This window comes from Streptomyces sp. NPDC041108, from assembly GCF_055592645.1.
In genome coordinates, this window is the sequence record NZ_JBVIYK010000020.1 from 48,863 (window position 1) to 72,662 (window position 23,800).

General features: G+C 70.6%; 26 protein-coding genes. 18 read left to right on the plus strand and 8 right to left on the minus strand.

Translation table 11 applies throughout. The annotated features are described in order from the left end of the window. Position 1: 1 nt before the first annotated feature. The 5 genes from ACZ6BB_RS36560 (at position 2) to ACZ6BB_RS36580 (ending at position 4,291) form a co-directional block, all read left to right on the plus strand. The gene (locus tag ACZ6BB_RS36560; RefSeq protein WP_471619437.1) at positions 2 to 1,189 is read left to right on the plus strand and encodes a hypothetical protein; all 1,188 of its coding nucleotides are present in this window, start codon (positions 2 to 4) and stop codon (positions 1,187 to 1,189) included. Between the two features lie 370 nt (positions 1,190 to 1,559). Beyond that, positions 1,560 to 2,288 carry an LmeA family phospholipid-binding protein gene (locus ACZ6BB_RS36565; RefSeq protein WP_471619438.1) on the plus strand — a complete coding sequence of 243 codons (729 nt, stop codon included), beginning with the start codon at positions 1,560 to 1,562 and terminating at the stop codon, positions 2,286 to 2,288. 429 nt (positions 2,289 to 2,717) lie between these two features. Next, a complete protein-coding gene (locus ACZ6BB_RS36570; protein WP_471619439.1) occupies positions 2,718 to 3,557 on the plus strand; it encodes a sulfurtransferase in 840 nt (279 codons plus the stop codon). Positions 3,558 to 3,650: 93 nt separating this feature from the next. Beyond that, positions 3,651 to 3,938, plus strand: coding sequence for a DUF1416 domain-containing protein (locus ACZ6BB_RS36575; protein ID WP_013002600.1), 288 nt, complete (start codon positions 3,651 to 3,653; stop codon positions 3,936 to 3,938). An 89-nt stretch (positions 3,939 to 4,027) separates the two neighbouring features. Continuing rightward, the gene (locus ACZ6BB_RS36580) at positions 4,028 to 4,291 is read left to right on the plus strand and encodes a DUF3099 domain-containing protein (RefSeq protein WP_005476872.1); all 264 of its coding nucleotides are present in this window, start codon (positions 4,028 to 4,030) and stop codon (positions 4,289 to 4,291) included. A 25-nt stretch (positions 4,292 to 4,316) separates the two neighbouring features. On the opposite strand, the gene ACZ6BB_RS36585 is transcribed toward ACZ6BB_RS36580, so the two are convergent. Beyond that, the gene (locus ACZ6BB_RS36585) at positions 4,317 to 4,679 is read right to left on the minus strand and encodes a DsrE family protein (protein WP_059084269.1); all 363 of its coding nucleotides are present in this window, start codon (positions 4,677 to 4,679) and stop codon (positions 4,317 to 4,319) included. A 271-nt stretch (positions 4,680 to 4,950) separates the two neighbouring features. Between ACZ6BB_RS36585 and ACZ6BB_RS36590 the strand changes: the two genes are divergently transcribed. Genes ACZ6BB_RS36590 through ygfZ form a run of 3 tightly spaced genes read left to right on the plus strand, consistent with a single transcriptional unit; the run spans position 4,951 to position 7,033 of the window. After that, entirely contained in the window at positions 4,951 to 5,526 is a 576-nt protein-coding gene (locus ACZ6BB_RS36590; protein WP_005476868.1) for a heme-binding beta-barrel domain-containing protein, read from the plus strand. Between the two features lie 16 nt (positions 5,527 to 5,542). After that, positions 5,543 to 6,058: a Fur family transcriptional regulator gene (locus ACZ6BB_RS36595; RefSeq protein ID WP_471619440.1), complete on the plus strand. Its 516-nt coding sequence runs from the start codon at positions 5,543 to 5,545 to the stop codon at positions 6,056 to 6,058. Positions 6,059 to 6,067: 9 nt separating this feature from the next. Continuing rightward, entirely contained in the window at positions 6,068 to 7,033 is a 966-nt protein-coding gene (gene ygfZ / locus ACZ6BB_RS36600; RefSeq protein WP_471619441.1) for a CAF17-like 4Fe-4S cluster assembly/insertion protein YgfZ, read from the plus strand. A gap of 210 nt (positions 7,034 to 7,243) precedes the next feature. On the opposite strand, the gene dtd is transcribed toward ygfZ, so the two are convergent. Continuing rightward, positions 7,244 to 7,669: a D-aminoacyl-tRNA deacylase gene (gene dtd / locus ACZ6BB_RS36605; protein WP_471619442.1), complete on the minus strand. Its 426-nt coding sequence runs from the start codon at positions 7,667 to 7,669 to the stop codon at positions 7,244 to 7,246. Between the two features lie 215 nt (positions 7,670 to 7,884). Here dtd and ACZ6BB_RS36610 point away from each other — a divergent pair, with 215 nt between their 5' ends. From ACZ6BB_RS36610 to ACZ6BB_RS36620, 3 genes are all read left to right on the plus strand, one after another. Next, positions 7,885 to 8,520, plus strand: coding sequence for an RsiG family protein (locus tag ACZ6BB_RS36610; RefSeq protein ID WP_471619443.1), 636 nt, complete (start codon positions 7,885 to 7,887; stop codon positions 8,518 to 8,520). A gap of 152 nt (positions 8,521 to 8,672) precedes the next feature. Further along, complete coding sequence (locus ACZ6BB_RS36615; protein ID WP_471619444.1) at positions 8,673 to 9,962, plus strand: GNAT family N-acetyltransferase; 1,290 nt, start codon at positions 8,673 to 8,675, stop codon at positions 9,960 to 9,962. A gap of 274 nt (positions 9,963 to 10,236) precedes the next feature. Next, a complete protein-coding gene (locus ACZ6BB_RS36620; RefSeq protein ID WP_471619445.1) occupies positions 10,237 to 11,154 on the plus strand; it encodes a winged helix-turn-helix domain-containing protein in 918 nt (305 codons plus the stop codon). A 39-nt stretch (positions 11,155 to 11,193) separates the two neighbouring features. Here the strand turns inward: ACZ6BB_RS36620 and ACZ6BB_RS36625 are convergent, their stop codons facing one another. Further along, entirely contained in the window at positions 11,194 to 11,385 is a 192-nt protein-coding gene (locus ACZ6BB_RS36625) for a hypothetical protein (RefSeq protein ID WP_471619446.1), read from the minus strand. Between the two features lie 206 nt (positions 11,386 to 11,591). On the opposite strand from ACZ6BB_RS36625, the gene ACZ6BB_RS36630 reads away from it, so the two are divergent. The 5 genes from ACZ6BB_RS36630 (at position 11,592) to ACZ6BB_RS36650 (ending at position 17,429) form a co-directional block, all read left to right on the plus strand. After that, on the plus strand, positions 11,592 to 12,452 hold the full coding sequence (locus ACZ6BB_RS36630) for a GntR family transcriptional regulator (protein WP_471619447.1): 861 nt from the start codon (positions 11,592 to 11,594) through the stop codon (positions 12,450 to 12,452). A 29-nt stretch (positions 12,453 to 12,481) separates the two neighbouring features. Then, positions 12,482 to 13,201, plus strand: coding sequence for an HAD family hydrolase (locus ACZ6BB_RS36635; RefSeq protein ID WP_471619448.1), 720 nt, complete (start codon positions 12,482 to 12,484; stop codon positions 13,199 to 13,201). A gap of 232 nt (positions 13,202 to 13,433) precedes the next feature. Beyond that, entirely contained in the window at positions 13,434 to 14,534 is a 1,101-nt protein-coding gene (locus ACZ6BB_RS36640; RefSeq protein ID WP_471619449.1) for a phosphotransferase, read from the plus strand. Positions 14,535 to 14,544: 10 nt separating this feature from the next. After that, on the plus strand, positions 14,545 to 15,165 hold the full coding sequence (locus tag ACZ6BB_RS36645; RefSeq protein WP_471619450.1) for a TetR family transcriptional regulator: 621 nt from the start codon (positions 14,545 to 14,547) through the stop codon (positions 15,163 to 15,165). 128 nt (positions 15,166 to 15,293) lie between these two features. Further along, complete coding sequence (locus tag ACZ6BB_RS36650; RefSeq protein WP_471619451.1) at positions 15,294 to 17,429, plus strand: HelD family protein; 2,136 nt, start codon at positions 15,294 to 15,296, stop codon at positions 17,427 to 17,429. 228 nt (positions 17,430 to 17,657) lie between these two features. Here the strand turns inward: ACZ6BB_RS36650 and ACZ6BB_RS36655 are convergent, their stop codons facing one another. The 3 genes from ACZ6BB_RS36655 to ACZ6BB_RS36665 all read right to left on the minus strand — a co-directional run bounded on the left by ACZ6BB_RS36655 (position 17,658) and on the right by ACZ6BB_RS36665 (position 20,668). Next, positions 17,658 to 18,521, minus strand: a complete 864-nt coding sequence (locus ACZ6BB_RS36655; protein WP_471619452.1) for a nitroreductase/quinone reductase family protein — start codon at positions 18,519 to 18,521, stop codon at positions 17,658 to 17,660. Between the two features lie 603 nt (positions 18,522 to 19,124). Next, positions 19,125 to 19,724, minus strand: coding sequence for a DinB family protein (locus ACZ6BB_RS36660; RefSeq protein WP_471619453.1), 600 nt, complete (start codon positions 19,722 to 19,724; stop codon positions 19,125 to 19,127). Then, a complete protein-coding gene (locus tag ACZ6BB_RS36665) occupies positions 19,721 to 20,668 on the minus strand; it encodes a GNAT family N-acetyltransferase (RefSeq protein WP_471619454.1) in 948 nt (315 codons plus the stop codon). The genes ACZ6BB_RS36660 and ACZ6BB_RS36665 overlap by 4 nt, the downstream gene beginning before the upstream one ends. 114 nt (positions 20,669 to 20,782) lie before the next feature. Between ACZ6BB_RS36665 and ACZ6BB_RS36670 the strand changes: the two genes are divergently transcribed. Then, a complete protein-coding gene (locus ACZ6BB_RS36670) occupies positions 20,783 to 21,361 on the plus strand; it encodes a TetR/AcrR family transcriptional regulator (RefSeq protein WP_471619455.1) in 579 nt (192 codons plus the stop codon). A gap of 174 nt (positions 21,362 to 21,535) precedes the next feature. Further along, on the plus strand, positions 21,536 to 22,399 hold the full coding sequence (locus ACZ6BB_RS36675) for an alpha/beta fold hydrolase (RefSeq protein ID WP_471619456.1): 864 nt from the start codon (positions 21,536 to 21,538) through the stop codon (positions 22,397 to 22,399). Between the two features lie 204 nt (positions 22,400 to 22,603). Here the strand turns inward: ACZ6BB_RS36675 and ACZ6BB_RS36680 are convergent, their stop codons facing one another. Next, the gene (locus ACZ6BB_RS36680; RefSeq protein WP_471619491.1) at positions 22,604 to 22,729 is read right to left on the minus strand and encodes a hypothetical protein; all 126 of its coding nucleotides are present in this window, start codon (positions 22,727 to 22,729) and stop codon (positions 22,604 to 22,606) included. Between the two features lie 169 nt (positions 22,730 to 22,898). After that, positions 22,899 to 23,597 (minus strand): Clp protease N-terminal domain-containing protein, encoded by a 699-nt coding sequence (locus tag ACZ6BB_RS36685; RefSeq protein ID WP_471619457.1) that lies wholly within the window; start codon positions 23,595 to 23,597, stop codon positions 22,899 to 22,901. Positions 23,598 to 23,800: the final 203 nt, after the last annotated feature.

Sequence of the window (23,800 nt, forward strand, 5' to 3'; positions counted from 1 at the left end):
CATGAGCAACCAGCCGTACGGGTACGAGGGCCACCAGGGCTACGACGAGTACCAGCGGGCGCAGCAGTACGGGGCCCAGGCCCAGCCCGAGTGGCAGGGCTACGACGAGAGCCAGGCCGCCCACGCCCAGCAGTACACCCAGCAGTGGGAGGGCCAGACCTGGGAGACCCAGCTCCAGCCCCAGACCCCACCCGCCGCCCATCTGACGGAGACGGCGTACCTGCCCCAGCAGTCGGACGGCCCGAGCGCGCGGTACGGGCAGCCGGGCCAGGACGGGCAGCCGGGGCAGCAGGGCCCGTACGACCCGTACGGGCAGCAGGCGCCGCAGACGGCTCCGCAGGCCCAGCCGCAGACGCCCGCGCCGCCCCGGACGGACCCCGCCGCCGCGCCCGAGCCCGGCTACGGGCCGCCCACGCTGACCGGCAACACCCGGGTCACCGACGCCCAGCGGGCGCGGGCCGAGGGGCGGTCGCCGATCATCGAGCCCGGGATGCAGCCGGCGCTGATCACGGCCGTACTGGGCCTGCTGCTGGCCGGTGCGGCGGCGATCGGCGAGTACGCCCTCGCCGTGCCGCTGGTGATCCTCCAGGCCGTGACCGCGGCGGGCTGGTTCCGGCTGAACGGCATGTGGCCGGCCCGGCAGGGCATCGTGCTGGCCTTCGCGGGTGCCCTCGCGGCGGACGCGGCTCTGTTCGTGGCCGGACGGGAGCACGCGCCCGCCGCGATCCTCGGGACGCTCGGTGTGTGGGTGCTGCTCGCCATCGTGCTCGGACTGCGCAGCCACGCGGACCCGGACGAGCGGATGTACGGCCTGATGGCGACGGTGGCCTCGGCGGCGCTGTCGATCATCGCGACCGGCTATCTGGCGGCGGTGGCGGACGCGGTGACCGTGGGCGGGGTCGCGGTGGCGGTGGCCGTGGTGGCCCGCGCCCTGCCGCTGCCCACGCCGGCGTCGGTGGTCGTGTCCCTGCTGGCGGCGGCCGGCGCCGGCATCGCCGTCGGCGGTGGGACCGGCCTCGGCACCTCCGGTGCCCTCCTCGGCGCCGGGGCGGGCCTCTGCGCGCTGATCGGGCACCGGGTCGCGGCGTACGACTACCCCTCGCGCTTCGTCCACTTCACCGCGGGGGTGGCCCTGCCGCTGACGGCCGCGGCCCCGGCGGTGTATCTGCTGGGTCGTGCGTTGGCCTGACGAGGGCGCGTTGTCGGGTGCGGGTGCGTGGGGCTTCTCGCGCGGTTGCCCGCGCCCCTGAAAGCCCAGGCCCTGCGGGCCTGAAGAGCGACGGGGCTGCGGGCCTGAAAAGCATGGGGCGCAGCCCCTGCTTTCCAGGGGCGCGGGGAACCGCGCGACCAGCCCCCACCGGACCCGCACTCAGCACACCTCCCCCGCGGCCGCCCCGCCCCTGTCACAGCTGATCAACAAGGCGATCCGGCCCACCCCGCCTTCATACCCGCCCGATTACTCTCGCGGAGAACGGCCACTCAGGTGGTTGGAGCGGAACCGAACGCCGGGCCGGACGCCGGGCCGAACGCCGAGTGGACTACGTGGGGAACACCGAGACATGCGCGCACTGCGAATACTTGTCATCGTCGCCGTGATCCTGGGCGGCCTCTTCGTGATCGCCGACCGCGTGGCCGTCGGCTTCGCCGAGGACGAGGCGGCCGAGCAGCTGAAGACCAGCGAGGGCCTCGCGACCACCCCCGACGTCTCCATCAAGGGCTTCCCGTTCCTCACCCAGGTCGCGAGCGGCGAACTCGACGACGTCGAGGTCGGCATCGAGGACTACGAGGCGACCACCGGCAAGGGCGACGAGAGCATCCGTATCGCCGACCTGAAGGCGAACATGCACGGCGTCGCCTTCTCCAGCGACTACAGCTCCGCCACCGCCGCCACGGCCACCGGCACCGCGACCATCACGTACGACGAACTCCTCAAGGCCGCCAAGTCCGCGCCGACCCAGATCCTCCCCGGCGCGACCGCCCAGGTCGTCGGTCTTTCCGACGGCGGCAAGGGCAAGGTCAAGGTCGACATCAAGGTCGCCTTCCTGGGCAAGTCGACGACCTACCCGGTGCTCAGCACGGTCACCGTCGACGGCGACACCGTGAAGGTGCACGCCGACAACCTGCCGAACCTCGTCGTGGAGGCCGCGGAGGGCCAGGTCCGTTCGATCACCGACTTCGAGCAGAAGATCGACGGCCTCCCCGGCGGCATCAAGCTCGACAAGGTCGAGGCCGCGTCGGACGGCGTGGACATCACGGTCCGGGGTTCGAACGTCAGGCTCGCCGGGTAGTACGGGGGCGGGATCCGGGGACGGTGGACGGACCTGCGGTGTCCGAGTGGCGAGACGGTCATGTCCGCAGGGCAGCTGTGACGATCACTACACCCCTCGGGAACCGCTGCGTCGGCAGCGCGTACGCCCATCTGGTCCCACATCGCGGACGATCGCGTCTCAATATCCGACACACCGGTGACACGTCCGCCTGTCCGTCCCTACGATCGACAGTCATGAAGCGACAGGCGGATCTCACGAAGCGGCGGGCAGTAGACCTGTGCCGCGTCGCCGCCATGCTCTGTCGCACTTTCTGAGCGAGCGGCGGAGTCCTGCCGCCGTGTCCCCCGATGCCTGCCCTGTTCGAGCCAGGGCCCATCCCTGCGCGCCGCCGGCCGAACCGCCGGAGGCACCCGCACCCCGCCGTAACTGCCCCGGAGGAGAAAGAGCATGAGCCGCAGCGACGTCCTGGTAGACGCCGACTGGGTCGAGGCCAACCTCGACGACCCGAACATCGCCATCGTCGAGGTCGACGAGGACACGACCGCGTACGAGAAGAACCACATCAAGAACGCCATCCGGATCGACTGGACGAAGGACCTCCAGGACCCGGTGCGCCGTGACTTCGTCGACCAGGAGGGCTTCGAGAAGCTCCTGTCGGAGAAGGGCATCGGCAACGACACCCTCGTCGTCCTCTACGGCGGCAACAACAACTGGTTCGCCTCGTACGCCTACTGGTACTTCAAGCTGTACGGCCACGAGAACGTCAAGCTGCTCGACGGCGGCCGCAAGAAGTGGGAGCTGGACGCCCGCGAGCTGACCGACGAGGTGCCGGTGCGCCCCGCCACCGAGTACAAGGCCAAGCCGCAGAACACCGCGATCCGCGCCTTCCGTGACGACGTCGTCGCCGCGATCGGCTCGCAGAACCTGGTCGACGTGCGCTCGCCCGACGAGTTCTCCGGCAAGCTGCTCGCCCCGGCCCACCTGCCGCAGGAGCAGTCCCAGCGTCCGGGCCACGTGCCCAGCGCCCGCAACATCCCGTGGTCGAAGAACGCCAACGACGACGGCACCTTCAAGTCGGACGACCAGCTCAAGGAGCTGTACGCCGACGAGCAGGTCGACCTGGCGAAGGACACCATCGCCTACTGCCGCATCGGTGAGCGCTCCGCGCTGACCTGGTTCGTCCTGCACGAGCTGCTCGGCGTGGAGAACGTCAAGAACTACGACGGCTCCTGGACCGAGTACGGCAGCCTCGTCGGCGTCCCGATCGAGCTCGGCGCCAACAAGTAGGACCCGGCCCCACCCAGCGGTACCCGTAGCAAGCGAACACCCCGTTCATCCCGACCGGCCTTCCCCTCCGGTCAGACCTCTTTGGAGAAAGACATGTGTGGAGCGAAGGCCGGCGGCCCGGACGCCTCGACGATCAAGCCCGGTGAGACCACGATCCAGGGCCAGGTGACCCGCGACGGCGAGCCGGTGGTCGGCTACGTCCGGCTGCTGGACTCGACCGGCGAGTTCACGGCGGAGGTCCCGACCTCCGCGACGGGCCAGTTCCGCTTCTACGCGGCCGAGGGCACCTGGACCGTCCGCGCGCTCGTCCCCGGCGGCACCGCCGACCGTACCGTCGTCGCCGAGCAGGGCGGCCTGGCGGAGGTCGCGATCGCCGTCTGAGGCGGTTGTTCCCGAACGGCCGAGGGCCGTACCCCTGGTGTCCTACCCGGGGTACGGCCCTCGGCCGTGTCCGGGCCTACGCTGGAGACATGTACGCCCGACGGCGCCACGCCTACTTCGCCATGATGGGCACGTGCCTCGCGCTCTTCGTCCTGGCCTGGGGCGTCGTACGCCTCTGGTCGGTCCCGGTCGCGGTCGGCATGTGCGTGGTGGCCATGGTCATCCCGCCGCTGGCCGCGGTCGTCGCCAACCGGCGCGGCCCCGACGACCGCTGGTGGGACGACCCCTCCGGTGACCCGAAGTCCGACGAGTGGTGGGACGAGCTGGACGGCAGGAGACGGCCGAGACCCTAGGGCCCCGCCGACGGATCCCCGGCGCTCAGTAGACGAGCGCCTGGGCGTCGTCCGCCAGCGCCTCCTGCACGAACACCTGCGCCCCCGCGATCCGGACGCCCTCGATGACGTCCTTCTCGGTGATGTCGCGGCGGGCGGCGCACTGCGTGCACAGGGTGAGCCTGCCGCCCGCGAGGACCGAGTCGAGAAGGTCGGGGAGCGGGGCGGCGTGCGGCAGTTCGAACTCGGCGGCCCGGCCCGGCAGCGCGAACCACGCGGACTCGCCGGTCAGCCACAGGGACACCTCCACCCCGCTGGCCACGGCCACGGCGGCCACCGTGAAGGCCTGGGAGCAGCGCTCGGGGGCGTCCGCCCCGGCCGTCACCTTGATCACGAGCTTCTTCGCCATGGCCGCATGGTAGTCCGCGCCGTGATCATCGTGGCCGCCGAGCGGCGAAGGCCACCTCGCGGCGAACCCCGGACCCCGGCCGCGTAAGCTGGGGCCCGGCCTTGTGCAGTACCGAACCCCCGCTCATCCGAGGAGCACCCCGTGGAACTCTTCTTCGAAATCCTGCTGGTCCTGGTCGCCGTCGGCGTTCTCGCCTTCGCCGGTCTGACCGTGAAGAAGCTGTACCAGGGCCAGCGCTGACCCACGTCGAGGACATCCAGGAACGCCACTCATGATCGAGATCCCGTCCGACCTGCACAAGGACCTCGTCCCCCTCGCCTTTCTGCTCGGCGACTGGGCGGGCGCGGGCGTCCACGACTTCCCCGGTGCCGAGAAGTGCAACTTCGGCCAGGAGGTCACCTTCTCCCACGACGGCCGGGACTTCCTGGAGTACCACTCCCACACCTGGGTGCTGGACAAGGACGGCAACAAGGTCCGTCCGCTGGAGACCGAGTCCGGATTCTGGCGCATCGACGCCGACCGCAAGGTCGAGATCGTCATGACCCGGGACGACGGCGTCGTCGAGGTCTGGTACGGCGAGCTGGCCAAGCAGAAGCCGCAGATCGACGTGGTCACGGACGCGGTCGCGCGTACGGCGGCCTCGGGTCCCTACAGTGGCGGCAAGCGGCTGTACGGCTATGTGCACAGCGACCTGATGTGGGTCGGCGAGAAGGCGACGCCCGACGTGGAGCTGCGCCCCTACATGTCCGCGCACCTGAAGAAGGTCGTCACCCCCGAGGACGTCGAGCGCTGGGCGAAGGCCCTCCCGGACGACATGCCGGACGACGGCATCGCCTTCTTCAAGTAGTCCTAGACTCTGAGGTGTGGTGAGCACCGACTGGAAGAGTGACCTCAGGCAGCGCGGCTACCGGCTGACGCCGCAGCGGCAACTCGTGCTCGAAGCCGTGGACACCCTTGAGCACGCGACCCCCGACGACATCCTCGTGGAAGTGCGCAAGACGGCGTCGGGGGTCAACATCTCCACCGTCTACCGGACCCTGGAGCTGCTGGAGGAGCTGGGGCTGGTCAGCCATGCCCATCTGGGGCACGGCGCGCCGACGTACCACCTGGCGGACCGGCACCACCACATCCACCTCGTCTGCCGGGACTGCACGAACGTGATCGAGGCGGACGTGTCGGTGGCGGCGGACTTCACGGCCAAGCTGCGCGAGACGTTCGGCTTCGACACCGACATGAAGCACTTCGCGATCTTCGGCCGCTGCCAGGACTGCTCGCGCGGGGCCGCGCGCGCCGAGGGTGCGTCCGTCGAGGGCGTGTCCGTCGAGGGCGCGTCGTCTGTCGGGGGATCGACCTCCAAGGGTTCAACTACCGAGTCGTAGGCTTGGCGTATGAAGAGCCCTCTGCTGTCCCTGCCCGGCGCCGTCCCCGCCGAGGGCGTGGACGAAGGTGTCGCCGCGCACTACGGCGACCTGTTCCGCGAACAGCGCACCCTCGCCGACGGCACCGGATTCGTCGACCTCTCCCACCGGGGCGTGATCACCGTGTCCGGGGAGGACCGGCTCAGCTGGCTGCACCTGCTCCTCACCCAGCACGTCAGCGATCTCCCCGTCGGCGAGGCCACCGAGGCGCTGATCCTCTCCGCCAACGGTCACATCGAGCACGCGCTGTACCTGGTCGACGACGGCACCACCGTCTGGGCCCATGTCGAGCCCGGCACCCAGGAGGCGCTGCTCGCGTACCTGGAGTCGATGAAGTTCTTCTACCGCGTCGACGTGGCCGACCGGACGGACGACGTCGCGGTCGTCCACCTCCCCGCCGGTTCGATCACCGAGATCCCGCAGGGCACGGTCGTCCGCGAGACGCCGTACGGCCGTGATCTGTTCCTGCCGCGCGCCGACCTGGAGTCGTACGCGCAGAAGGCGGGCCCGGCGGTGGGTCTGCTCGCGTACGAGGCGCTGCGGGTCGAGCACCACCGCCCCCGCCTCGGCTTCGAGACCGACCACCGCACGATCCCGCACGAGCTGGGCTGGATCGGTACGGCGGTGCATCTGCAGAAGGGCTGCTACCGGGGTCAGGAGACCGTCGCCCGCGTGCAGAACCTCGGCAAGCCCCCGCGCCGCCTGGTCTTCCTCCACCTCGACGGCAGCGAGGTCCACCTCCCGCCGCGCGGTGCGGAACTCCGCCTCGCCGACGACGGCCCCGACGGCCGCAAGCTCGGCTTCATCACGACGTCCGTACGCCACCACGAACTGGGCCCGGTGGCCCTCGCGCTCATCAAGCGCAACGTGCCGGTGGACGCGAGGCTGATGGCGGACACGACGGCCGCGGCGCAGGAGACGGTGGTCGAGCCGTAGCGGCGGGGCCCCCAGGGGCCCCGCCCGCCGGGGCAGCTCGTCCGCCGGGGGCGGCACGGGCACGGCACGCGGGCGGCACGGGAGCGGCACGCCGGCATCCGTACGCCGGCTTGCGCCCCCACCCGGACTTAGGGCCCCCACCCGGCCCCAGGCGGCCCCACCCGGCCTCTCCCAGGCCCCCTCGTGGCTCCTCGGCGGCACCCGGGCGTCCTACATCTCCAGCAGCACCGTGAACGGGCCGTCGTTCGTCAGACCGACCCGCATACTCGCCCCGAACCGCCCCGTGGCCACGGTCGCCCCCAGGGCCCGCAACTGCGCGACGACCTCCTCCACCAGCGGCTCGGCGATGTCGCCGGGCGCCGCCGCGTTCCAGGTGGGCCGGCGCCCCTTGCGCGCGTCGCCGTACAGCGTGAACTGGCTGATCACCAGCAGCGGCGCGGCCACGTCGCTGCAGGACTTCTCGTCACGCAGCATCCGCACGGACCACAGTTTGCGGGCCAGCTGCGCCGCCTTCTCCTTGGTGTCGTCGTGCGTCACCCCGACGAGGACGCACAGCCCCTCGCCCTGGATCTCCCCGACCGTCTCGCCGTCGACGACGACACTCGCGCCGTCGACTCTCTGCACCACCGCACGCATGCCGACCATCATGCCGCCGACGTCCATCAACCGTGTGCGAGGGGTCCCTCGTACGGGGGGTTTGTGATCACCCGGGTTTGAGGGGCGCTTTGCCCGGTCTTTCTCATTGATCCATTACCGGCCATCTGGGGTGGATCGCGGGGACTCGGTCACAAAGCGGCCACCGAGAGTGGCACCATGCTCACACACACCGGTCGAGGGGACGGTTGAGGCGCATGAGCACATCGAGTACCGGGCAGCCCCCGGGCACTGCGACGTTTACCCGTACGACCCCGGGGCCCGGCCCCGGTATCCGCCGGCCACCGGTCCAGCGCACGGACAGCGAACCGCTGCCGCCGCCGGATCAGGCCGAGCACGATCTGGCCCGGCTGCGGCTGCCCGAACTGCGCGCGCTGCGCCGGGACGCCCAGCGGGACGAGGCCGACCTCAGCTATCTGCGGCGGCTGCTCCAGGGCCGGATCGACATCCTGCGCGCCGAACTGGCCCGCCGGGGCGGCGCGACTGACCCCGCGACCGCCGACGAACCGGCGGCGCTCGTGGACCGTCTCTCGGCGATCCTCACGGACGCCCCGGCCCGGCACCGCTCCTCGGCCCGGCATGTCACCGTGGGCACGCCGTACGGCGAGGAGTACCGCCGGCTCGCCGCCGAGCTGCTCGACGAGGTCGGACTCTCCGACCTCCAGGCCCGCACCGACGACGAACTCACCGCCGGTCGCGCCCGTCTCGTCCACCACGAGCGACAGATCTCCGGCCGCCGTCAGCGCCTCCAGCGCACCGCCGACGACTGCAGCGCGGAGATCGCCCGCCGCTACCGGGAGGGCGAGGCCCAGGTGGACGACCTGCTGATCTGATGCGACGGCGTGCGCCCCTGAGAACACAGGACCCGAAGGGCCGTCTTCTCGGGGGCGCGGCCCCCGGGGGAGGGATGGGCAGGGGCGGCAGGGGCGGCGGAGGACGAGAAAAAACCCGAGACACACCGCGGAGCGCCCCCTAGCGTGGCCCCATGAGCTCCTCCCACGACATAGCCGTACGCCCCGTCACCGAGGACGAGATCCCGGCCTGGCTGAACGCCCTGAACACGGGCTTCCTCCGCGCCCCGGAGTCCCTGTCCGAACAGGAGCTCAAGGACCGCTCGTTCCACATCGACCCGTCCCGCACCCTCGGCGCGTTCGACGATTCCCGCACCCACACGCCCCTCACCCCCGCCGACACCGCCCAGGTGGTCGCGACGTTCCGCTCGTTCCCCCAGGAACTCACGGTCGTCGGCGGCCGGACCGTCCCCGCCGACGCCATCTCGAACGTCACGGTCAGCCCCACCCACCGCCGCCGCGGCCTCCTCACCCGGATGATGGCCCAGGACCTCACCGCCGCGAAGGAACGGGGTGACGTCGTCGCCACCCTGATCGCCGCCGAGTACCCGATCTACGGCCGCTACGGCTTCGGCCCGGCCACCTGGACCACCGAGTACACCGTCGACGTGCCCCGCACCGGCCTGGACCCCCGCTGGTCGGGCCCGGCGGACGGCGGCCGGGTCGACCTCGTCGACGGCGCGGCCGTACGCGCGCTCGGCCCCGCCCTCCACGACCGGCTCCGCCACGCCCTGCCCGGCGCGGTGAGCCGCGACGAGCGCTGGTGGCGCGTCAACACCGGTGACCTGCGGACCAGCTCCTCCTGGACCGATCCGTTCTACGCGGTGTACCGCTCGGCCGCCGGTGAGATCGAGGGCCTCGTCTCCTACGGGGCGGACGACAGCTGGCAGATGAAGCAGCCGCAGAACACGGCCGACGTCAACTGGCTGATCGCGACGACCCCGGCCGCCGAGCGCGCTCTGTGGCACTACCTCTGCTCGATCGACTGGATCACCAAGGTCAAGTCCGGCTGGCGGGCCCCCGACGACCTGTTGCCGCACCTCTTCCCCGACCCGCGCGCCGTGAGCGTCACCACCCAGGCGGACTGGCTGTGGGTACGGATCCTGGACGTCGTACGGGCGCTTGAGGCGCGTACCTACGCGGGGACCGGGACGCTGGTGCTGGAGATCGTCGACGCGGGCGGCTTCGCGGACGGGCGCTACCGGCTGGACGCGGGCCCGGACGGGGCGAGTTGCGTGCCGACGAGCGAGGACGGGGACCTCGTGCTGGACGCCTCGGACCTGGCGGTGCTGTGGCTGGGCGACGAGTCGGCCGTACGGCTCGCCGCGCTCGGCCGGGTCCGGGAACAGCGGAAGGGCGCCGCCTCCGTAGCCGACGCCCTGCTGCGGACGTCCAGGCGCCCATGGTGCCCGGACATCTTCTGACCTTTCGTGATGGGTGCGGAATCCGTAGCTGTTCAGTTGTGGCTGCGCATTCAGTTGTGGCTGATCCATTCAGTTGTGGCTGTGCGGACCGGTCGAGCTCCCGGCTCCCCTCCGGAGGGGAGAGCGAACGGTCGGTCTCGGTGTCACCAACAGTCAGCAGCTTTAACCATGTTGTGAAAGTTGGCGACCAACTCCTCCTTGCTTATCTCCTCTTGGAGTCGTCTCATAACCACCTTCCCACGAACTGCACAAAGATGGCGAGAAGTTGTAGGGTTTGTTCGTGGAGCGGGAACGCACGGCCGTCGATGGGCGGAAGTCGTCACAGCGGCCCCAGAGGTCACACCACGAGGTGGCCGACGTGTTGCGCGGCCGGATCAGGTCCGGCGAGCTGCGACCGGGACAGCGCATGCCCACCCAGGCGAAGCTGGCCGACGAGTTCGGCGTGGAGCGCGGGGCCGTACGGCAGGCCCTGCGCATCCTGCAGTCCGAGCACCTGCTCACCAATGTTTCCAAGGGCAGTCCTGCCACCGTCGCCGCACGCCTGGGGGCGGCGGCCGCCGGCGGGCCGGAAGCGGCCCCGCGGCCCACGATGGTGGAGCTCGCCCCGCGGGTGTCCGCGGCCTTCGCGGCCCCGCACGTGCGGATCGACGCCCTGTGCCTGACGTCCGTGTCCCTCACGCTCGCCGTGGGTGAGTCGTTGCGCGAGATTCACGCGGGGCGCTTGAATCCGGCCAGGGTCGACGTCCGGGTGATGCTGCCCAGCCGGGACATCCCGCTGGCCTTCCCGGCCCCGGTCGACGCCTCGGTCGACGGCCGGCTGCAGCGCCGCTGGCTCGCCCAGCGCAACGCCCAGGGACAGGTCCTGAAGCACAACCTGCTGGCCCTGCGGTCCACGCACCACATCGACGTCCATGTCTCCTTCCGCGCGCTGCCCTTCACCCCGCCCGTGAAGCTGTACCTCCTCAACGGCCGGGAGGCGCTGTTCGCGTACTACACCGTCCAGCGGAAGGAGGCCGAAGTGGACAGTGAGCAGCTGGAGATGTACGACGCCGAGGGCACCCAGTCCACGCTGTTCGCGTTCGAGCGGGGTGCGGCCGCGGCCCCGCGGGACACGACGTTCGTCGAACAGTCCGGCCTGTGGTTCAACGCGCTGTGGGAGACGATCAGCTCGGACCTGCTGCTCACGTCCTGAGGGGCGAGAGGCCAGGGGCCGTGGGCAGGGGCTCGCGCCTCACATCGCGGGTCCGGCGAACATCAGCGCGAGGATGACCGCGCCGATCGAGCTGCACGTGTGGTTGTTCGCCTTCAGCCCGATCGTGAGGAACAGCAGGCCGACGGCTCCCATGGTGCCGTAGCGCCACTCGACGAATCGCTGGAGGGCGACGACGACGAGGGCGGAGGCGAGGGCGATGGCAGCGGGCATGGTGGTACCTCCTCCGAGGGGCTGAGTGCCGTGCGGCGGTGACCAGGGGGCCGGTCAGTGTCAGAACTGTGCCAACTTAACCAAGTTGGCAACCAACTTCGTTTAAATGGTTCCCATTTGGTCCATGTTCATAACCACCTTGCGGTGAACTCCCCAAAGATGGGTGAGAGTTGTACCGTTTGGTCGTGACTCAGGAGAACGTTGCAGTGAACGGCAGCAGAAAGCTCTCGTCCCAGGAGATCGCCGACACCCTGCGGGACCGCATCCGCGGCGGCGAACTCAGGCCCGGCGAGCGCCTGCCCACCCAGGCCGAACTGGCGGAGGAGTTCGGCGTGGAGCGCGGTACCGTCCGTCAGGCGCTGCGCGCCCTGCAGGACGACGGGCTGCTGAGCAACGTGAGCAAGGGGAGCCCGCCCAGGGTCGCCGAGGCCGTGCATCCCGCGAGGGAGGAGCCGCAGCCGACGATGGTGGGCCTCGGCCCCCGCCTCGCCGCGGCCTTCTCCGCGCCGCACGTCCGGATCGACGCGGCCTGCCTCACCGCCGAGACCCTGATGCTGGCCCTCGGCGAGCCGGTCCGCCGCATCCACGAGGGAACGATCCGCCCCAAGTCCGTGGACGTACGCATCCTCCTCCCCTCCCGGAAGATCAACCTGGCGTTCCCGGTGCCGGTGGAGGGGCGGGGCGCGGACGACGAGGACCCGGTCCACAAGCGCTGGCTCGACCAGCGCAACGCCCAGATCCGCGTCCTGCGCCACAACCTCCAGGCCCTGCGCACGTCCCACCAGCTCGACGTCCGCGTCGCCTTCCGCGCGCTGCCCTTCACCCCGCCCGTGAAGCTGTACCTCCTCAACGGCCAGGAGGCCCTGATCGCCTACTACATGCTCATGCAGCGCGAGGAGCAGATGGAGGACGGCCCCCTGCAGATGTACGACGCCTTCGGCACGCAGTCCCTCCTCTTCTCCTTCGAGAAGGAGACGGGCCCCCGCGACGCGGCCTTCGTCGACCAGTCCCAGCAGTGGTTCAACGCCCTCTGGGAAACCATCACGACGGACCTGACACTCTCCTAGTGACTCCTGATACGGCGCAGACTGAACCGGTGACAGCAGAGACAGAGTCCCTCCGAGAACTGATCACTCCCGTACGCCATGTGCTCTGGGACCTGGACGGGCCGATCTGCCGACTGTTCTCCGGGCATCCCGCGCACCAAGTGGCCCGCGATCTGGTGGAGCTGATCGACCGGCGCGGGCTGGGCGGCCTGCTGACCGAGCGGGAACGCGGTACGTCGGACCCGCAGGTCGTCCTGCTGGGTCTGGGCCGGCGCCACCCCAGCAGCGACCTCATCGTCGACCTGGAGCAGTGGCTCACCCAGCAGGAGCTGACCGCCGCGCCGAAGGCCTTCCCCACCAGCTGGGCCGACCCGCTCATCCGGACCTGGTCCCGGCGGGCCACGTTCGCCATCACGACCAACAACTCGGCGCTCGCGGCGGCCCGTTACATCGAGACCCGCCGCCTCACCGAGTGCTTCCCCTACATGTACGGCCGCACGCGCGACCTCGACCTGATGAAGCCGCACCCCCACATCCTGCGCCAGGCCCTCAACGCGATGGGCGCCGACCCGACCCGCTCCCTGATGGTCGGCGACGCCCCGACGGACTTCGAGGCGGCCCGAGAGGCCGGCGTCCCCTTCCTCGGGTACGCACAGAACGAACGCAAACTCAAGGCACTCCGCGAGGCGGGCGTTCCCCTGTCCCGCACGGTGAACTCCCTGAAGCCGGTGCTGGACCTCCTGCGCACGCTTCTTCCGGGCCGGGCCTGAACCCCGGGGCCCGCCCGGCCGGGTGGTGCGGCCGGGCGCACGCCTCGGGGGTGAGGCGCATTCGGGCAGGTGTGCGATGCGTCGCGGTGCGGGGCCGGGCGCGGGTGCGCTCAACCGGTGGACCACCACCTGCCAAAGACCCGCTTCTGGCACGATGCTCGCCCACGGAGGAGTACCGTGCCTCCACTTTCTGGATTTCTGCACGGGTGCGACCACGGCGAGAGAACGGGCAATGCCAGCTGAATCGGATTCCACGGGGCGGCGCCGCGCCGGTGAGATGAGCGCCGACCCGGGTGAGGTGGAGGGACCGCTCAGCGGCTACCACCACGAGACCTATGTCTTCCGCCTGCCCCCGGAGGCCCACGTCGGTGAAGGCGGACGCTGGAAGTGCCGTGAGCCGCGCGAGAGCCTGCTGTGGTTCGACCGACGCTGCTTCGACTCGGAGGAGCGCCTGCTCACCGAACTCCACGGTCGTATCGACAATATTCCCGACCTCATCGAGGTCGAGGGAACCGTCCTCCAGCGGTTCGTCGAGGGCGAGACGCTCGGGACGTTGCACCCGTCCGACACGACGGTGCCCGACGAGGAGTTCGAGCAGATCCTCACCCTGTTCCGGCAACTGGCCGCCGTCAGGCCGCGGTCCCTGCTGGTGAAGCGGAGGTGCGAGCGGCAGGACCGCGCGCGGGAAGGTGACAGCGCGGGCTTCCTCGACCGGTTGATCTGCTTCACCGAGGACAAGGTCTACCGGGACAACCTCCCGGAGTACGGCCGCCTGTTCGGGGACCTGAACCTGGACCTCGACTCCTTCAAGCAGCTCAGAAAGCACGTGTCCGGCCTGCGCGAGCGCCCCTTCTGCCTGCTCCATGCCGATCTTCACCGAGAGAACCTCATCGTCGACCGCGACCGGCGCCTGTGGGTCATCGACTGGGAACTCGCGATGTTCGGCGACCCGCTGTACGACCTGGCCACCCACCTCTATCTGATGCGCTACCCGGTGGAGCAGGAACTGCGGATGACGGAACGCTGGTGCGCGCTCGTGGAGAAGGCCCGGCCGGGAAGCTCCCGAGGCTGGCAGGAGGATCTGCCGAAGCTCCTCGACTACAAGAGGGCGCAGTCGGTGTTCACCGATGTCATCCGCACCTCGCAGGAGCTCCGCGTCGCGCCCACGGCCGATCGCACGGCCTACCGGGCGCTGCTCCGCCGTGCGAGCCGGACGGTCCGGGGCGTGCTGAGCAGAGGCGCGTACCCTCTGGGTGTCGAGGAGGTGCCCGGCGTGTCGGCGATCGAGGCGGCGCTCACCCGGTGGCTGCGGGCCGGCGCCGTCGGTGCTTAGGCTCGACGGCATGAGTGAGACCGGCCTGCGTGAGCGCAAGAAGCGGCGGATGTACGAGACCGTGTCGGATGTGGCGATCCGGTTGTTCCTGGAGAAGGGGTTCGACGCCGTGTCCGTGGCCGAGGTGGCCGCGGCGGCGGAGATCTCCAAGCCGACGCTGTTCCGGTACTTCCCGGCCAAGGAGGACCTCGTCCTCCACCGGATCGCCGATCACGAGGACGAGACGGCGCGGGTGGTGGCCGGGCGGGCCGAGGGGGAGTCGGTCGTGGGGGCCGTGCGGGCGCATTTTCTGGCGGGGCTGGCGCAGCGGGACCCGGTGACCGGGCTGAACGACCATCCGCAGGTGCTCGCGTTCCACCGGCTGCTCTACGGGACACCGTCGCTGGTCGCGCGGGCGTACGGCCATCTGGAGCGGGCCGAGGCCGCGCTCGCCGAGGTGCTCGGGGGCGGTCTCGACGCGCGGGTCGCCGCCGGGCAGATCGTGGCCGTACGGCGGGTGCTCGCGGAGGAGAACCGGCGGCGGGTCGAGCGGGGGGAGCCGATGGAGGAGGTCGAACGGGACGCCGTCGCCGCCGCGGAGCGGGTGTTCGGGCGGTTGGAGGGGGCCCTTCCGCTCGGGGCCGCGGGCTGAGGCGGTTGCCTCCGGCGGAGTGCTCGGCAGGGTGCTCGGCGGGCGCATCCCGTGCGCCCGCGAACCCTGATTGCTGAAGCTCGGTAAAGAATTTAACTCGGTCACGTTATTTCGGTACGCTCGGTGGAATGACGTCCCTCGAACCTGCCGTCGAACCCGCCGTCGACCCCAGCCTCCGGCGCGCGCTCGCTCATGAGCGTGCGTACCACGACACCTGCCGCGCCGCCCTCGCCGCCATGGTCGAAGGCGCGGGGGAGCAGGTCGTCGTGGGGGAGGACGTCTCCGCGTCGGGGGCGGACGCCGAAGTGCTCGGCTACCGGCTGCGCAGCCGGGCGAAGGAGATGCGGGAGCTGCCCGAGGGGCCGTTGTTCTTCGGGCGGCTCGACTTCGACGTTCACACGGACGCCGATCACGCCGGGCAGAGCTACCACGTCGGACGCCTGCGGATCAGCGAGGCCCCGGCCGTGCCGCCGCTCGTCGTCGACTGGCGGGCGCCGGTGTCGCGGGCCTTCTACCAGGCGAGTTCCCGTGATCCACGGGGTGTCGCCGTCCGGCGCCGCTTCGGGTGGGCGCCGGGCAGCCGGGGCGGGTCGGCCGACCTCACGGGGTTGGAGGACGAGCGCCTGGACCGTAGCGGCCCCGGACACGACAGGGCCGCCGCCCACCCCGGCAGCCTGCTCGCCGCCGAGATCGAGCGGCCCCGCGTCGGCCCCATGCGGGACATCGCCGCCACCATCCAGCCGGAGCAGGACGACCTGGTGCGGGCGGATCTCGGCACCTCCGTCTGCGTCCAGGGCGCCCCCGGCACCGGCAAGACGGCCGTCGGGCTGCACCGCGCCGCGTACCTCCTCTACACATACCCCCAGCGCATCCGCCGCGGCGGGCTGCTGATCCTCGGCCCCAACCGCACCTTCCTCTCCTACATCGCCGAGGTGCTGCCGGCGCTGGGAGAGACGGGGGTACGGCAGTCGACGGTCACGGACGAGATCGCCCGGCACCCGGTCACGGCGGAGGACGACGAGTGCGCGGCGGTCGTGAAGCACGACGCCCGGATGGCGGAGGTGCTCCGCCGGGCCCTGTACGCGAGGGTCGCGGGCGACGGCCATCGCTTCGACTCCCTCGTCCTGGCGGAGGGCTCGTACCGCTGGCGGGTCTCCGGGGACGAGCTGCGGCGGATCGTGGCGGACGTACGGGTGCAGGACCTGCCCTACGACGTCGGGCGTGAACGCGTACGGGCGCGGGTCGTGCGGCTGCTGCAGTTGCAGGCGGAGCGGCGGGCGGGGCCCCGCCCGAACGCGTGGCTGTACCGGATCTCGCGGTCGCGGCCGGTCGGCGCGTACATCGACGCCGTGTGGCCGAAGGTGCGGCCGGAGGAGGTGGTGGCCGGGCTGCTCGGGGACCCGGACACGCTGGCCGTCGCGGCGCAGGGCCTTCTCGACGTGGGGGAGCGGAAGGCCCTCGGCTGGGCGGAGCCACCACGTACGTGGCGGTCGGCCCGCTGGTCGGCGGCCGATCTCGTCCTCCTCGACGAGGTCGCGGGGCTGCTCGCCCACCCGGAAGGCTACGGCCATGTCGTCGTCGACGAGGCCCAGGACCTCTCCCCGATGGAGTGCCGCGCGATCGCCCGCCGGGCGGCCTACGGCTCGGTGACCGTCCTCGGCGACCTGGCCCAGGGGACGACTCCCTGGGCCGCCCGCGACTGGCCCGCACTCCTCACCCACCTGGGCAAGCCGGACGCCCACGTCGTCCCGCTCACCACCGGGTTCCGGGTGCCGCAGGCCGTCGTAGGGCTGGCGAACGGGCTGCTGGGACGCCTGGGAGTGGACGTGCCCGCCGCTCGGTCCCTGCGGAGCGACGGGGAGCTGCGGATCAGGAGGGTGGAGGGGGCGGAGGCCGGTGGTACCGGTGGGGCGGTCCCCGGGGTTTTCCCCGAAACCGTGTCCGAGACCGTCGCCGCCGTGCGGGACGCGCTCGCTCGTGAGGGGTCCATCGGGGTCGTCGCGGCCGACGGGCCCGACGTCGTACGGCTGCGGGAAGCACTCGGCGAGGCCGGGATCACCGTCGGCGGGCCGGGCGAACTCGGCTTGCGTGTCGCGGTGTTGGGGGCCGGGGAGGCGAAGGGGCTGGAGTACGACCATGTCGTGGTCGTCGAGCCGGCCGCGATCGTGGCGGCGGAGGGGCGAGGACTGCACCGGCTGTACGTCGTGCTCACGCGTGCCGTGTCCCGGCTGGACGTGGTGCACGCGCGGGTGCTGCCCTGGTGAGCGGTTCGTTCCAGCAGGTGGTGAAGGTGTGATCGTGTTACCGGAAGGCGGCGGAGTCATGACCGTACCGGCACCTTGGTGATCGAGGTCGTGGCTACGGTGAGCGGTGCCGGTGAGCGGCGCGCACGCGAGCCCGTTCTCCCTCCCCCCAGGGGGCTCGCGAGCCGCTCACCGGCTGTGCAGGAGGGCGCGCGCCTGGTGCCGCGCCCTTCCCCTCCAGTGCGCCGCTCAGGGTGCCGTCGGCACCGCCATGGCGTCCAGCACCGGGATCAACTGCTCCTCCTCGTACGTGAGGTGGGCTTCGAGCTGGGCGACGAGGCGCTCCACCTCGGGGAGTACGGCTTCGGGGGCGGCGTTCTCGGCCGTCACGGCCCGGCGCAGTTCCTCGCAGAGCGCGGCGATCCGCTCGTGCTCCTCGTGGAGGCGGGTCAGGGCCGGGGCCAGCTCGGGGTGGCGGTCGGAGAGGTGGGGGAAGAGCCCGATGTCCTCGCCGGTGTGGTGGTTGTGGAGGCCCTGGCAGAAGGTGAGGCAGTTGACCCGAAGCTGGGCACCGAGCCCGGGGCGGCCGTTGCTCGCGGCCAGCTCCTTCTTGATCAGCGCGAGTTCGCGGCGGAAGGCGTCATGGACGACCTTGATGGCCTCGCCCATGGAACGGGCATTGATGTTCGGAGGACCGGACACGGGAACCTGGCGCAGGGCGACGACCGGGATCGTACGGTCCGTCTTCGCCTGGTACTCGGCCCAGCCCGGCTCGTCCTCGACCGCCCGTGCGAACGCCCGGTCCCGCTCCTCGCCGTCCAGTACGACGGCCTCGGCCTCGTAGGTGAACGCCCCGCTCTCCACGGTGACGCGGGGGTCGGCCGTGATGTTCCGGTACCAGTCGGGATGCTTCGGCGACCCTCCGGCCGACGCGATGACCAGGATCGTGCCGTCGCCGTCGGGGAGGTAGCCGAGGGGAGTGGTGTGCCGGTTGCCGGTACGGGCGCCGGTGGTGGTGAGGAGGATCAGCCGGGCGCCCTCGAAGTAGCCGCCCACCTCGCCGTGGCGGGCGCGGAACTCGTCGATGACCTGCTGGTTGAAAGGGTTGGGCATTCTCTGCTTTCCGTTGATGGCCGCGCGACGGGAATTGTCACGGAATTCGGGCAGGGATGATCGCCGCAGCGCGCGTCCGCGAATGACCGACGGAATGGGTGTCGGCGTTGAATGCGTGGCGGGATGTCCGCCGAGGATGCGGTGCGATGCGGTGCGGTGTGGGGGTGGTGCGGGCGGTGGAGTGTGATGCGATGCCGCGGGAGTGCGGTGCGTTGATTTCGGCGCGCGCGAGAGGTGATGGACGCACCCGTGGTGCGTCGTGGAACACCGCAGAAATGCCGAGCAATGCCGGGCGACGCCGAAGGAACGCGGCATGGAGCCGGCAAGCATCGGTGACGTGCCACGGAGGCACTCGATGAACTCGTAAGAAAGAGAACGGTGTTCGGTGCGCGCAACTTCAGCGGGCGGGCTCCTCGCCCGCCCCGGCCTCACTCGGAGGCCGGGCAACCGATCCACTCACGGCGCAAGGCCGACCCGGCAGTCATGCGCCAACCATAAGGGGAGGGGCGAGGGCCGGGCAATGCGTATTCAGCCTGAATTACGGCCTGTTCTGAGAGGGTGGGTCGGCACACCCGGAAAGGAACGACCTGCCGAACGGGTCGGTCAGGAATTTCGCTCGGCTTCCTCGGCCGCGTGTTCCAGGCGGCCGCGATACTCCTCCCACCATGCCGAGTCGCTCGACGGGATGCTCGTGTTGCCCTCGTTCATCCCGGCGGCTCCGTCGATGAGTTCGCGGACGATGTCGGCGTGGCCGGCGTGCCGATGGGTATCCGCGATCACGCGGACCACGGCGTGGTGCAACGTCACCTCGTCCTTGCCGTCGGGCCACCACGGCACCCTGCCGACGGCGTCCAGCGGCAGCGCGTCGAGCGTCGCGTCCGCGTGCGCCCAGGCCCGTCGGTAGAGCCCCACGACGTCCTCGCGGGACTCGTCGGCGGTGGCCCACATGTCCGCGTTGGGCTCGGCGCCGTCGCCGAGCCAGGGCAGCGGTTCGCCCGAGGGGCGGCCGAAGGTGTCACCGAGGTAGCCCAGTTCGACGCCGGCCGCGTGCTTGATCAGCCCCAGGAGGTTGGTGCCGGTCGGCGTCAGTGGGCGGCGGATGTCGTATTCCGACAGCCCGTCGAGCTTCCACAGCAGGGCGTCGCGGGCCGACTGCAGGTAGAAACTGAGGTCGGCCTTGGCGTTCGGAGCGGCGGCGGTCATGAGGCAAGTCTGCCGCCCGCACGATCCCTGTCCACCGCCACCCGGTGCCGGCCGCCCGTCTCCGACGCCCTGGAGGGGAACTCGTACACGGTGAAGTCGGTGAGCAGGACGTAACCGAGCCGCCTGTAGAGGGCGTTGCTGGTGAGGTTGCCGGGGTCCGTGAACAGCACGACCTCCTTCGCGCCCGCGGCCAGCGCGGCGCGGCTCGCCTCGACCGTCACGGCGCCCGCGTAGCCCCGGCCCCGGAGGCGGGCCGGGGTGTAGACCGGGTCCACCCTGCTCATCTCGCCGACGACCGAGGTCCTGGCCGCCGTCGAGACGGGGGTGCCGTCCGGGGTCACCCAGAACGTGAAGTGCCGGTCGGCGAAGCGTGAGTCGGCCCAGGAGCCGGCGTCGATCAGGTCGATGGAGGTCTGTTCGCCGACGTCGACGCAGAACTCACGGCAGAACCGGATGAGCTGCTCCCGGTCCTCCTCGCCCACGGGCCGCCCCCGGCCTTCGGGGAAGGGCTCCGGTGGGGTGAGCGTGCCGAGGCGGTAGAGGTGGAGCCGTGTGCTGGGCACCGGTTCCGCACCTGTCCGCCGCTGCCACGCCTCGGCGAACGCGGTGGACGAGTCATGGTCCCCGACGACGCCGGGGACCGGGTGCTTCAGCTCGGCCAGACGGCCGGCGAGTGCGTCGGCCTGCTCGCGGGTGAGGGACGTGACGCTCAGGGAGCCGGTCGGGGCGCGCTGGAAGAAGGCCGCACGCACCTCGCCCTCGCGCTCCAGTCGGCCGAAAACAGGGCCCGCGGTGCCGTCCTGCGAGGCCACCCCTTCGGTTCTGTACTTCTCGGTCACCGTCAGCGGCATGGTGTGCAGAGCGGGGCGCGAACGCAGGAAGTCCCCAGCTCGGGCGTGAAAGTCATGGACGTCGGCGGTGAGATGCCACTCGTTCGGACGCATGCCTCATGCTTCCCCATCCCACCGGGGCGGCCCGAACTTTCCAGCCAGCGGGCGGGGGGGGGCTGCCGTGCGGAATTCTTGATCGTACGTTCCATAAGGGGCTACGGTGGAGGCATGGCGAGGACCCGGGAGTTCGACACCGAGGCGGCGGTGAGCCGCGCGATGGAGCTGTTCTGGGCGCGCGGCTACGAAGCGACCTCGGTGCGGGATCTGACCCGGCACCTGGGGATCGGGCAGGGCTCCCTGTACGCCGCGTTCGGCGACAAGGACGGCCTGTACCGCGCCGCGCTGGAGCACTATCGAGTCACCTACGCGGCGGCCGCCCTGCGCGGTCTGGAAGAGGGGGCGGACGCCCGCTCGGCGATTCGTGCGCTGCTGGTCGAACGGATCCGGATCGCCGTCGCGCACGGCGGCCAGGGCTGTCTGCTGGTCAATGCCGTGACCGAGCGCCTCCCGGGGGACCAGCCGACCCGGCGCACCGTACGGGATGTGCTGAGCGCCAACGAGGACGCGCTCACCGGCCTGCTGCGCACGGCGGCGGACCGCGGCGAGATCTCAGCGCGGCACGACCCGCACACCCTCGCCGCCTTCCTCCTCACCTTCCTCAACGGGCTCCTCGTCGCCTCGAAGGTCACCCCGGACGCCAGGACCCTCGAACCCCTCGTGGAGGTCGCCCTGAGCACGCTCGACTGATGCGGCATGCGCGAAATCTGTAACGGACGATCCATATAAGAGCGGAAGCCCAACCGGCACGGAAGCCCAACCGGCACGGAAGCCCAACCGGCACGAAAGCCCAACCGGCACGAAAGCCCAACCGGCACCAGAAACGCCGCCGCCACCAGAAACACCCCCCAGAAAGGCGAAGAAGTGATCGTCGACCATCGCAACGCGCCCGTCCGCACGGACCGTGTCACCGTCAACGGCACAAGCCTGCACTTCAGGACGGGCGGCTCGGGCCCGGCAGTGGTCCTCCTGCACGGCGTGCCGAAGACCGGCTACCACTGGCGTCATCTCCTCCCGAAGCTGACGCCGCACCACACCGTCGTGGCGCCCGACCTCCGCGGCCTCGGTGACTCCGCCCGCCCCTCGGGCGGCTACGACTCGGCGACGATGAGCGACGACATCGCCGCCCTGATGGCCCACCTCGGTCACGACACCTACAGCGTGATCGGGGAGGACTGGGGTGCCGTGATCGGCTACCAGCTCGCTGCCCGGCACCGCGATCACGTGAACGCCCTGGTCTTCGCCGAGGCGCTGTTCCCCGGATTCGGCTTCGAGGACCACACCGCGCTCACGCCCGAGAACGTCGCGAGCGGCATGCACCTGTGGCACCTGGGCTTCTACTTCCAGCCGGATGTGCCCGAGATGCTCATCGCCGGACACGAACGCGAGCTGATCACCTACATGATCAAGAATGAGCGGGGCCGCCCGGACACCGCCACTCCCGACGCGATCGAGGAGTACGTGCGCTGCTACTCGATGCCGGGCGGCATCCGCGCCATGCTGTCGATCTACCGGGCGATGCTCGTCGACGCCGAGCAGAACCGGCAGGCAGGCCGGAAGAAGCTGGACATCCCGGTGCTGGCCCTCGGCGGCTCCGCCTTCATCGGCGACCGCAACGAGGACCAGATGCGGTTGTTCGCCCACGACGTCACCGGCCACGACCTCGCCGAGGAGGTGCCCGACGAAATGGCCGACGTCGTGCTGCCCTTCCTGGCCCGGCGGACTTAGCCGCCAGGCACCACGTGTCCGGTCTCGCCGAGGATGGGGCAGGTTGATGCGCTGACCTGCGGTGCCTCATGTTGAGCGAGACGCTTCTGAAGATCCCGTATCAGTCGAGGTGAGGTATCTGGCCCTGTCCCACCGCTCGCGGAGGCCGTGGGGAGCAGGTCGAACAGAGCCCACGGCCCAGGCGTCCGGCGGTCGAAGCTCCGCCTACCGCGCGGCAGCCGGGACTTCGGGGCGAGGGTCGATCGGCGTGAGCACACTGAGGCGGTCCTCGATCTCCTGGGCGGCGGCCAGGCACAGGTCTTCCCGGAACGCGCGCCCGATGATCTGCACGCCGGACGGCAGTTGTCCTGTCTCGGATAAGTCCGGGCACCGTGCTGCGCTGACCTGCGGTGCCCGGACTTGAGTGAGATGGGATTCGGCGGTGTGTCTCACTCAAGTCCGGGCAGGGAGCCGTGCTCTCGCTGTCCAACGAGTGGTGGGTGCCGGGGCGGTGCTGGGTTCAGGCGTCGGCAGGTGTCGCGTCGAGGGCAGCCGGGTCGAAGCCGGTCTCGGTCAGGACGTCGGCGGCCACTCCACGGCCGACCCGGGCAAGGCCGATCAGCAGGTCCTCGCAGTCGATGCGGTCGGATCCGTGCTGCTTGGACCGTGCCTCCGCGATGTCGATGGCCTTGCGGGAGTAGGGGGTCCAGGCGATCCGTTCGGCTGCTTGGGATGCCCCCATGCTCAGCCGGGTTCCGACGGATTGGTGGACCGTTTCGGGGGAGACGCCGGCGGTCTGCAGGAGGCGGGTGGCGCTGTTGTCCTCCGCGGTCAGTCCCCAGAGCAGGTGCTCGGTTCCGATGTAGTTGTTGCGGTGATGCACCGCCGCCTGCTTGACGTGGACCATCGCTTGGCGGAGGTCGTCGGTCATGGTGTCGGGGCTGTAGCGCTTGTGCGGGGCGTGGAAGCGTTGCTGGACCGCCTGTCGGGTCACACCCAGGGACGCGCCGATGTCCGTCCATGAGTTGCCGTGCATCCGGCAGTGCTCGACGTAGTCCTCGACCAAGTCGTCTGCCAGGGCCTGTAGTTGGCCTGCGAGTTGGGCGGCGACCGTGAGCAGGGCGAGCCAGTCGGGCTGTTCTTGTCCGCCGGGGCGGTGTGCGGTGTCGCACCTACGGTCGACTTCCGCGATGAGATCGTCCAGGTCTGGAAGAGTCATGAGGCAAGTGCGCCTTGACATTTCCAAACTGTCAAGGCGCACTTGCCTCTCTCGTTTGAGGCGGCGATGCCCGGACATGACGGAGATGTCAGCCCACTTGCCCGGAGATCTCCGAGACTGCCCGGAGATCGCAGGGACCGGACACCACGCCACGCCCCGGCGCCCGGTCGTCAGTGGTGTAGCGCACTTTTGCAAGCGGGTGC

What these genes read in the sequence shown, in the direction of transcription:
- ACZ6BB_RS36615 (WP_471619444.1), top strand. Translation starts at nt 8,673, where the DNA reads ATGAGCTCCTCCCACGACATAGCCGTACGCCCCGTCACCGAGGACGAG.
- ACZ6BB_RS36570 (WP_471619439.1), top strand. Translation starts at nt 2,718, where the DNA reads ATGAGCCGCAGCGACGTCCTGGTAGACGCCGACTGGGTCGAGGCCAAC.
- ACZ6BB_RS36560 (WP_471619437.1), top strand. Translation starts at nt 2, where the DNA reads ATGAGCAACCAGCCGTACGGGTACGAGGGCCACCAGGGCTACGACGAG.
- ACZ6BB_RS36625 (WP_471619446.1), bottom strand. Translation starts at nt 11,385, where the DNA reads ATGCCCGCTGCCATCGCCCTCGCCTCCGCCCTCGTCGTCGTCGCCCTC.
- ACZ6BB_RS36580 (WP_005476872.1), top strand. Translation starts at nt 4,028, where the DNA reads ATGTACGCCCGACGGCGCCACGCCTACTTCGCCATGATGGGCACGTGC.
- ACZ6BB_RS36655 (WP_471619452.1), bottom strand. Translation starts at nt 18,521, where the DNA reads ATGCCCAACCCTTTCAACCAGCAGGTCATCGACGAGTTCCGCGCCCGC.
- ACZ6BB_RS36590 (WP_005476868.1), top strand. Translation starts at nt 4,951, where the DNA reads ATGATCGAGATCCCGTCCGACCTGCACAAGGACCTCGTCCCCCTCGCC.
- ygfZ (WP_471619441.1), top strand. Translation starts at nt 6,068, where the DNA reads ATGAAGAGCCCTCTGCTGTCCCTGCCCGGCGCCGTCCCCGCCGAGGGC.
- ACZ6BB_RS36685 (WP_471619457.1), bottom strand. Translation starts at nt 23,597, where the DNA reads ATGACTCTTCCAGACCTGGACGATCTCATCGCGGAAGTCGACCGTAGG.
- ACZ6BB_RS36650 (WP_471619451.1), top strand. Translation starts at nt 15,294, where the DNA reads ATGACGTCCCTCGAACCTGCCGTCGAACCCGCCGTCGACCCCAGCCTC.
- ACZ6BB_RS36665 (WP_471619454.1), bottom strand. Translation starts at nt 20,668, where the DNA reads ATGCGTCCGAACGAGTGGCATCTCACCGCCGACGTCCATGACTTTCAC.
- ACZ6BB_RS36645 (WP_471619450.1), top strand. Translation starts at nt 14,545, where the DNA reads ATGAGTGAGACCGGCCTGCGTGAGCGCAAGAAGCGGCGGATGTACGAG.
- dtd (WP_471619442.1), bottom strand. Translation starts at nt 7,669, where the DNA reads ATGCGTGCGGTGGTGCAGAGAGTCGACGGCGCGAGTGTCGTCGTCGAC.
- ACZ6BB_RS36670 (WP_471619455.1), top strand. Translation starts at nt 20,783, where the DNA reads ATGGCGAGGACCCGGGAGTTCGACACCGAGGCGGCGGTGAGCCGCGCG.
- ACZ6BB_RS36610 (WP_471619443.1), top strand. Translation starts at nt 7,885, where the DNA reads ATGAGCACATCGAGTACCGGGCAGCCCCCGGGCACTGCGACGTTTACC.
- ACZ6BB_RS36575 (WP_013002600.1), top strand. Translation starts at nt 3,651, where the DNA reads ATGTGTGGAGCGAAGGCCGGCGGCCCGGACGCCTCGACGATCAAGCCC.
- ACZ6BB_RS36640 (WP_471619449.1), top strand. Translation starts at nt 13,434, where the DNA reads ATGCCAGCTGAATCGGATTCCACGGGGCGGCGCCGCGCCGGTGAGATG.
- ACZ6BB_RS36565 (WP_471619438.1), top strand. Translation starts at nt 1,560, where the DNA reads ATGCGCGCACTGCGAATACTTGTCATCGTCGCCGTGATCCTGGGCGGC.
- ACZ6BB_RS36585 (WP_059084269.1), bottom strand. Translation starts at nt 4,679, where the DNA reads ATGGCGAAGAAGCTCGTGATCAAGGTGACGGCCGGGGCGGACGCCCCC.
- ACZ6BB_RS36660 (WP_471619453.1), bottom strand. Translation starts at nt 19,724, where the DNA reads ATGACCGCCGCCGCTCCGAACGCCAAGGCCGACCTCAGTTTCTACCTG.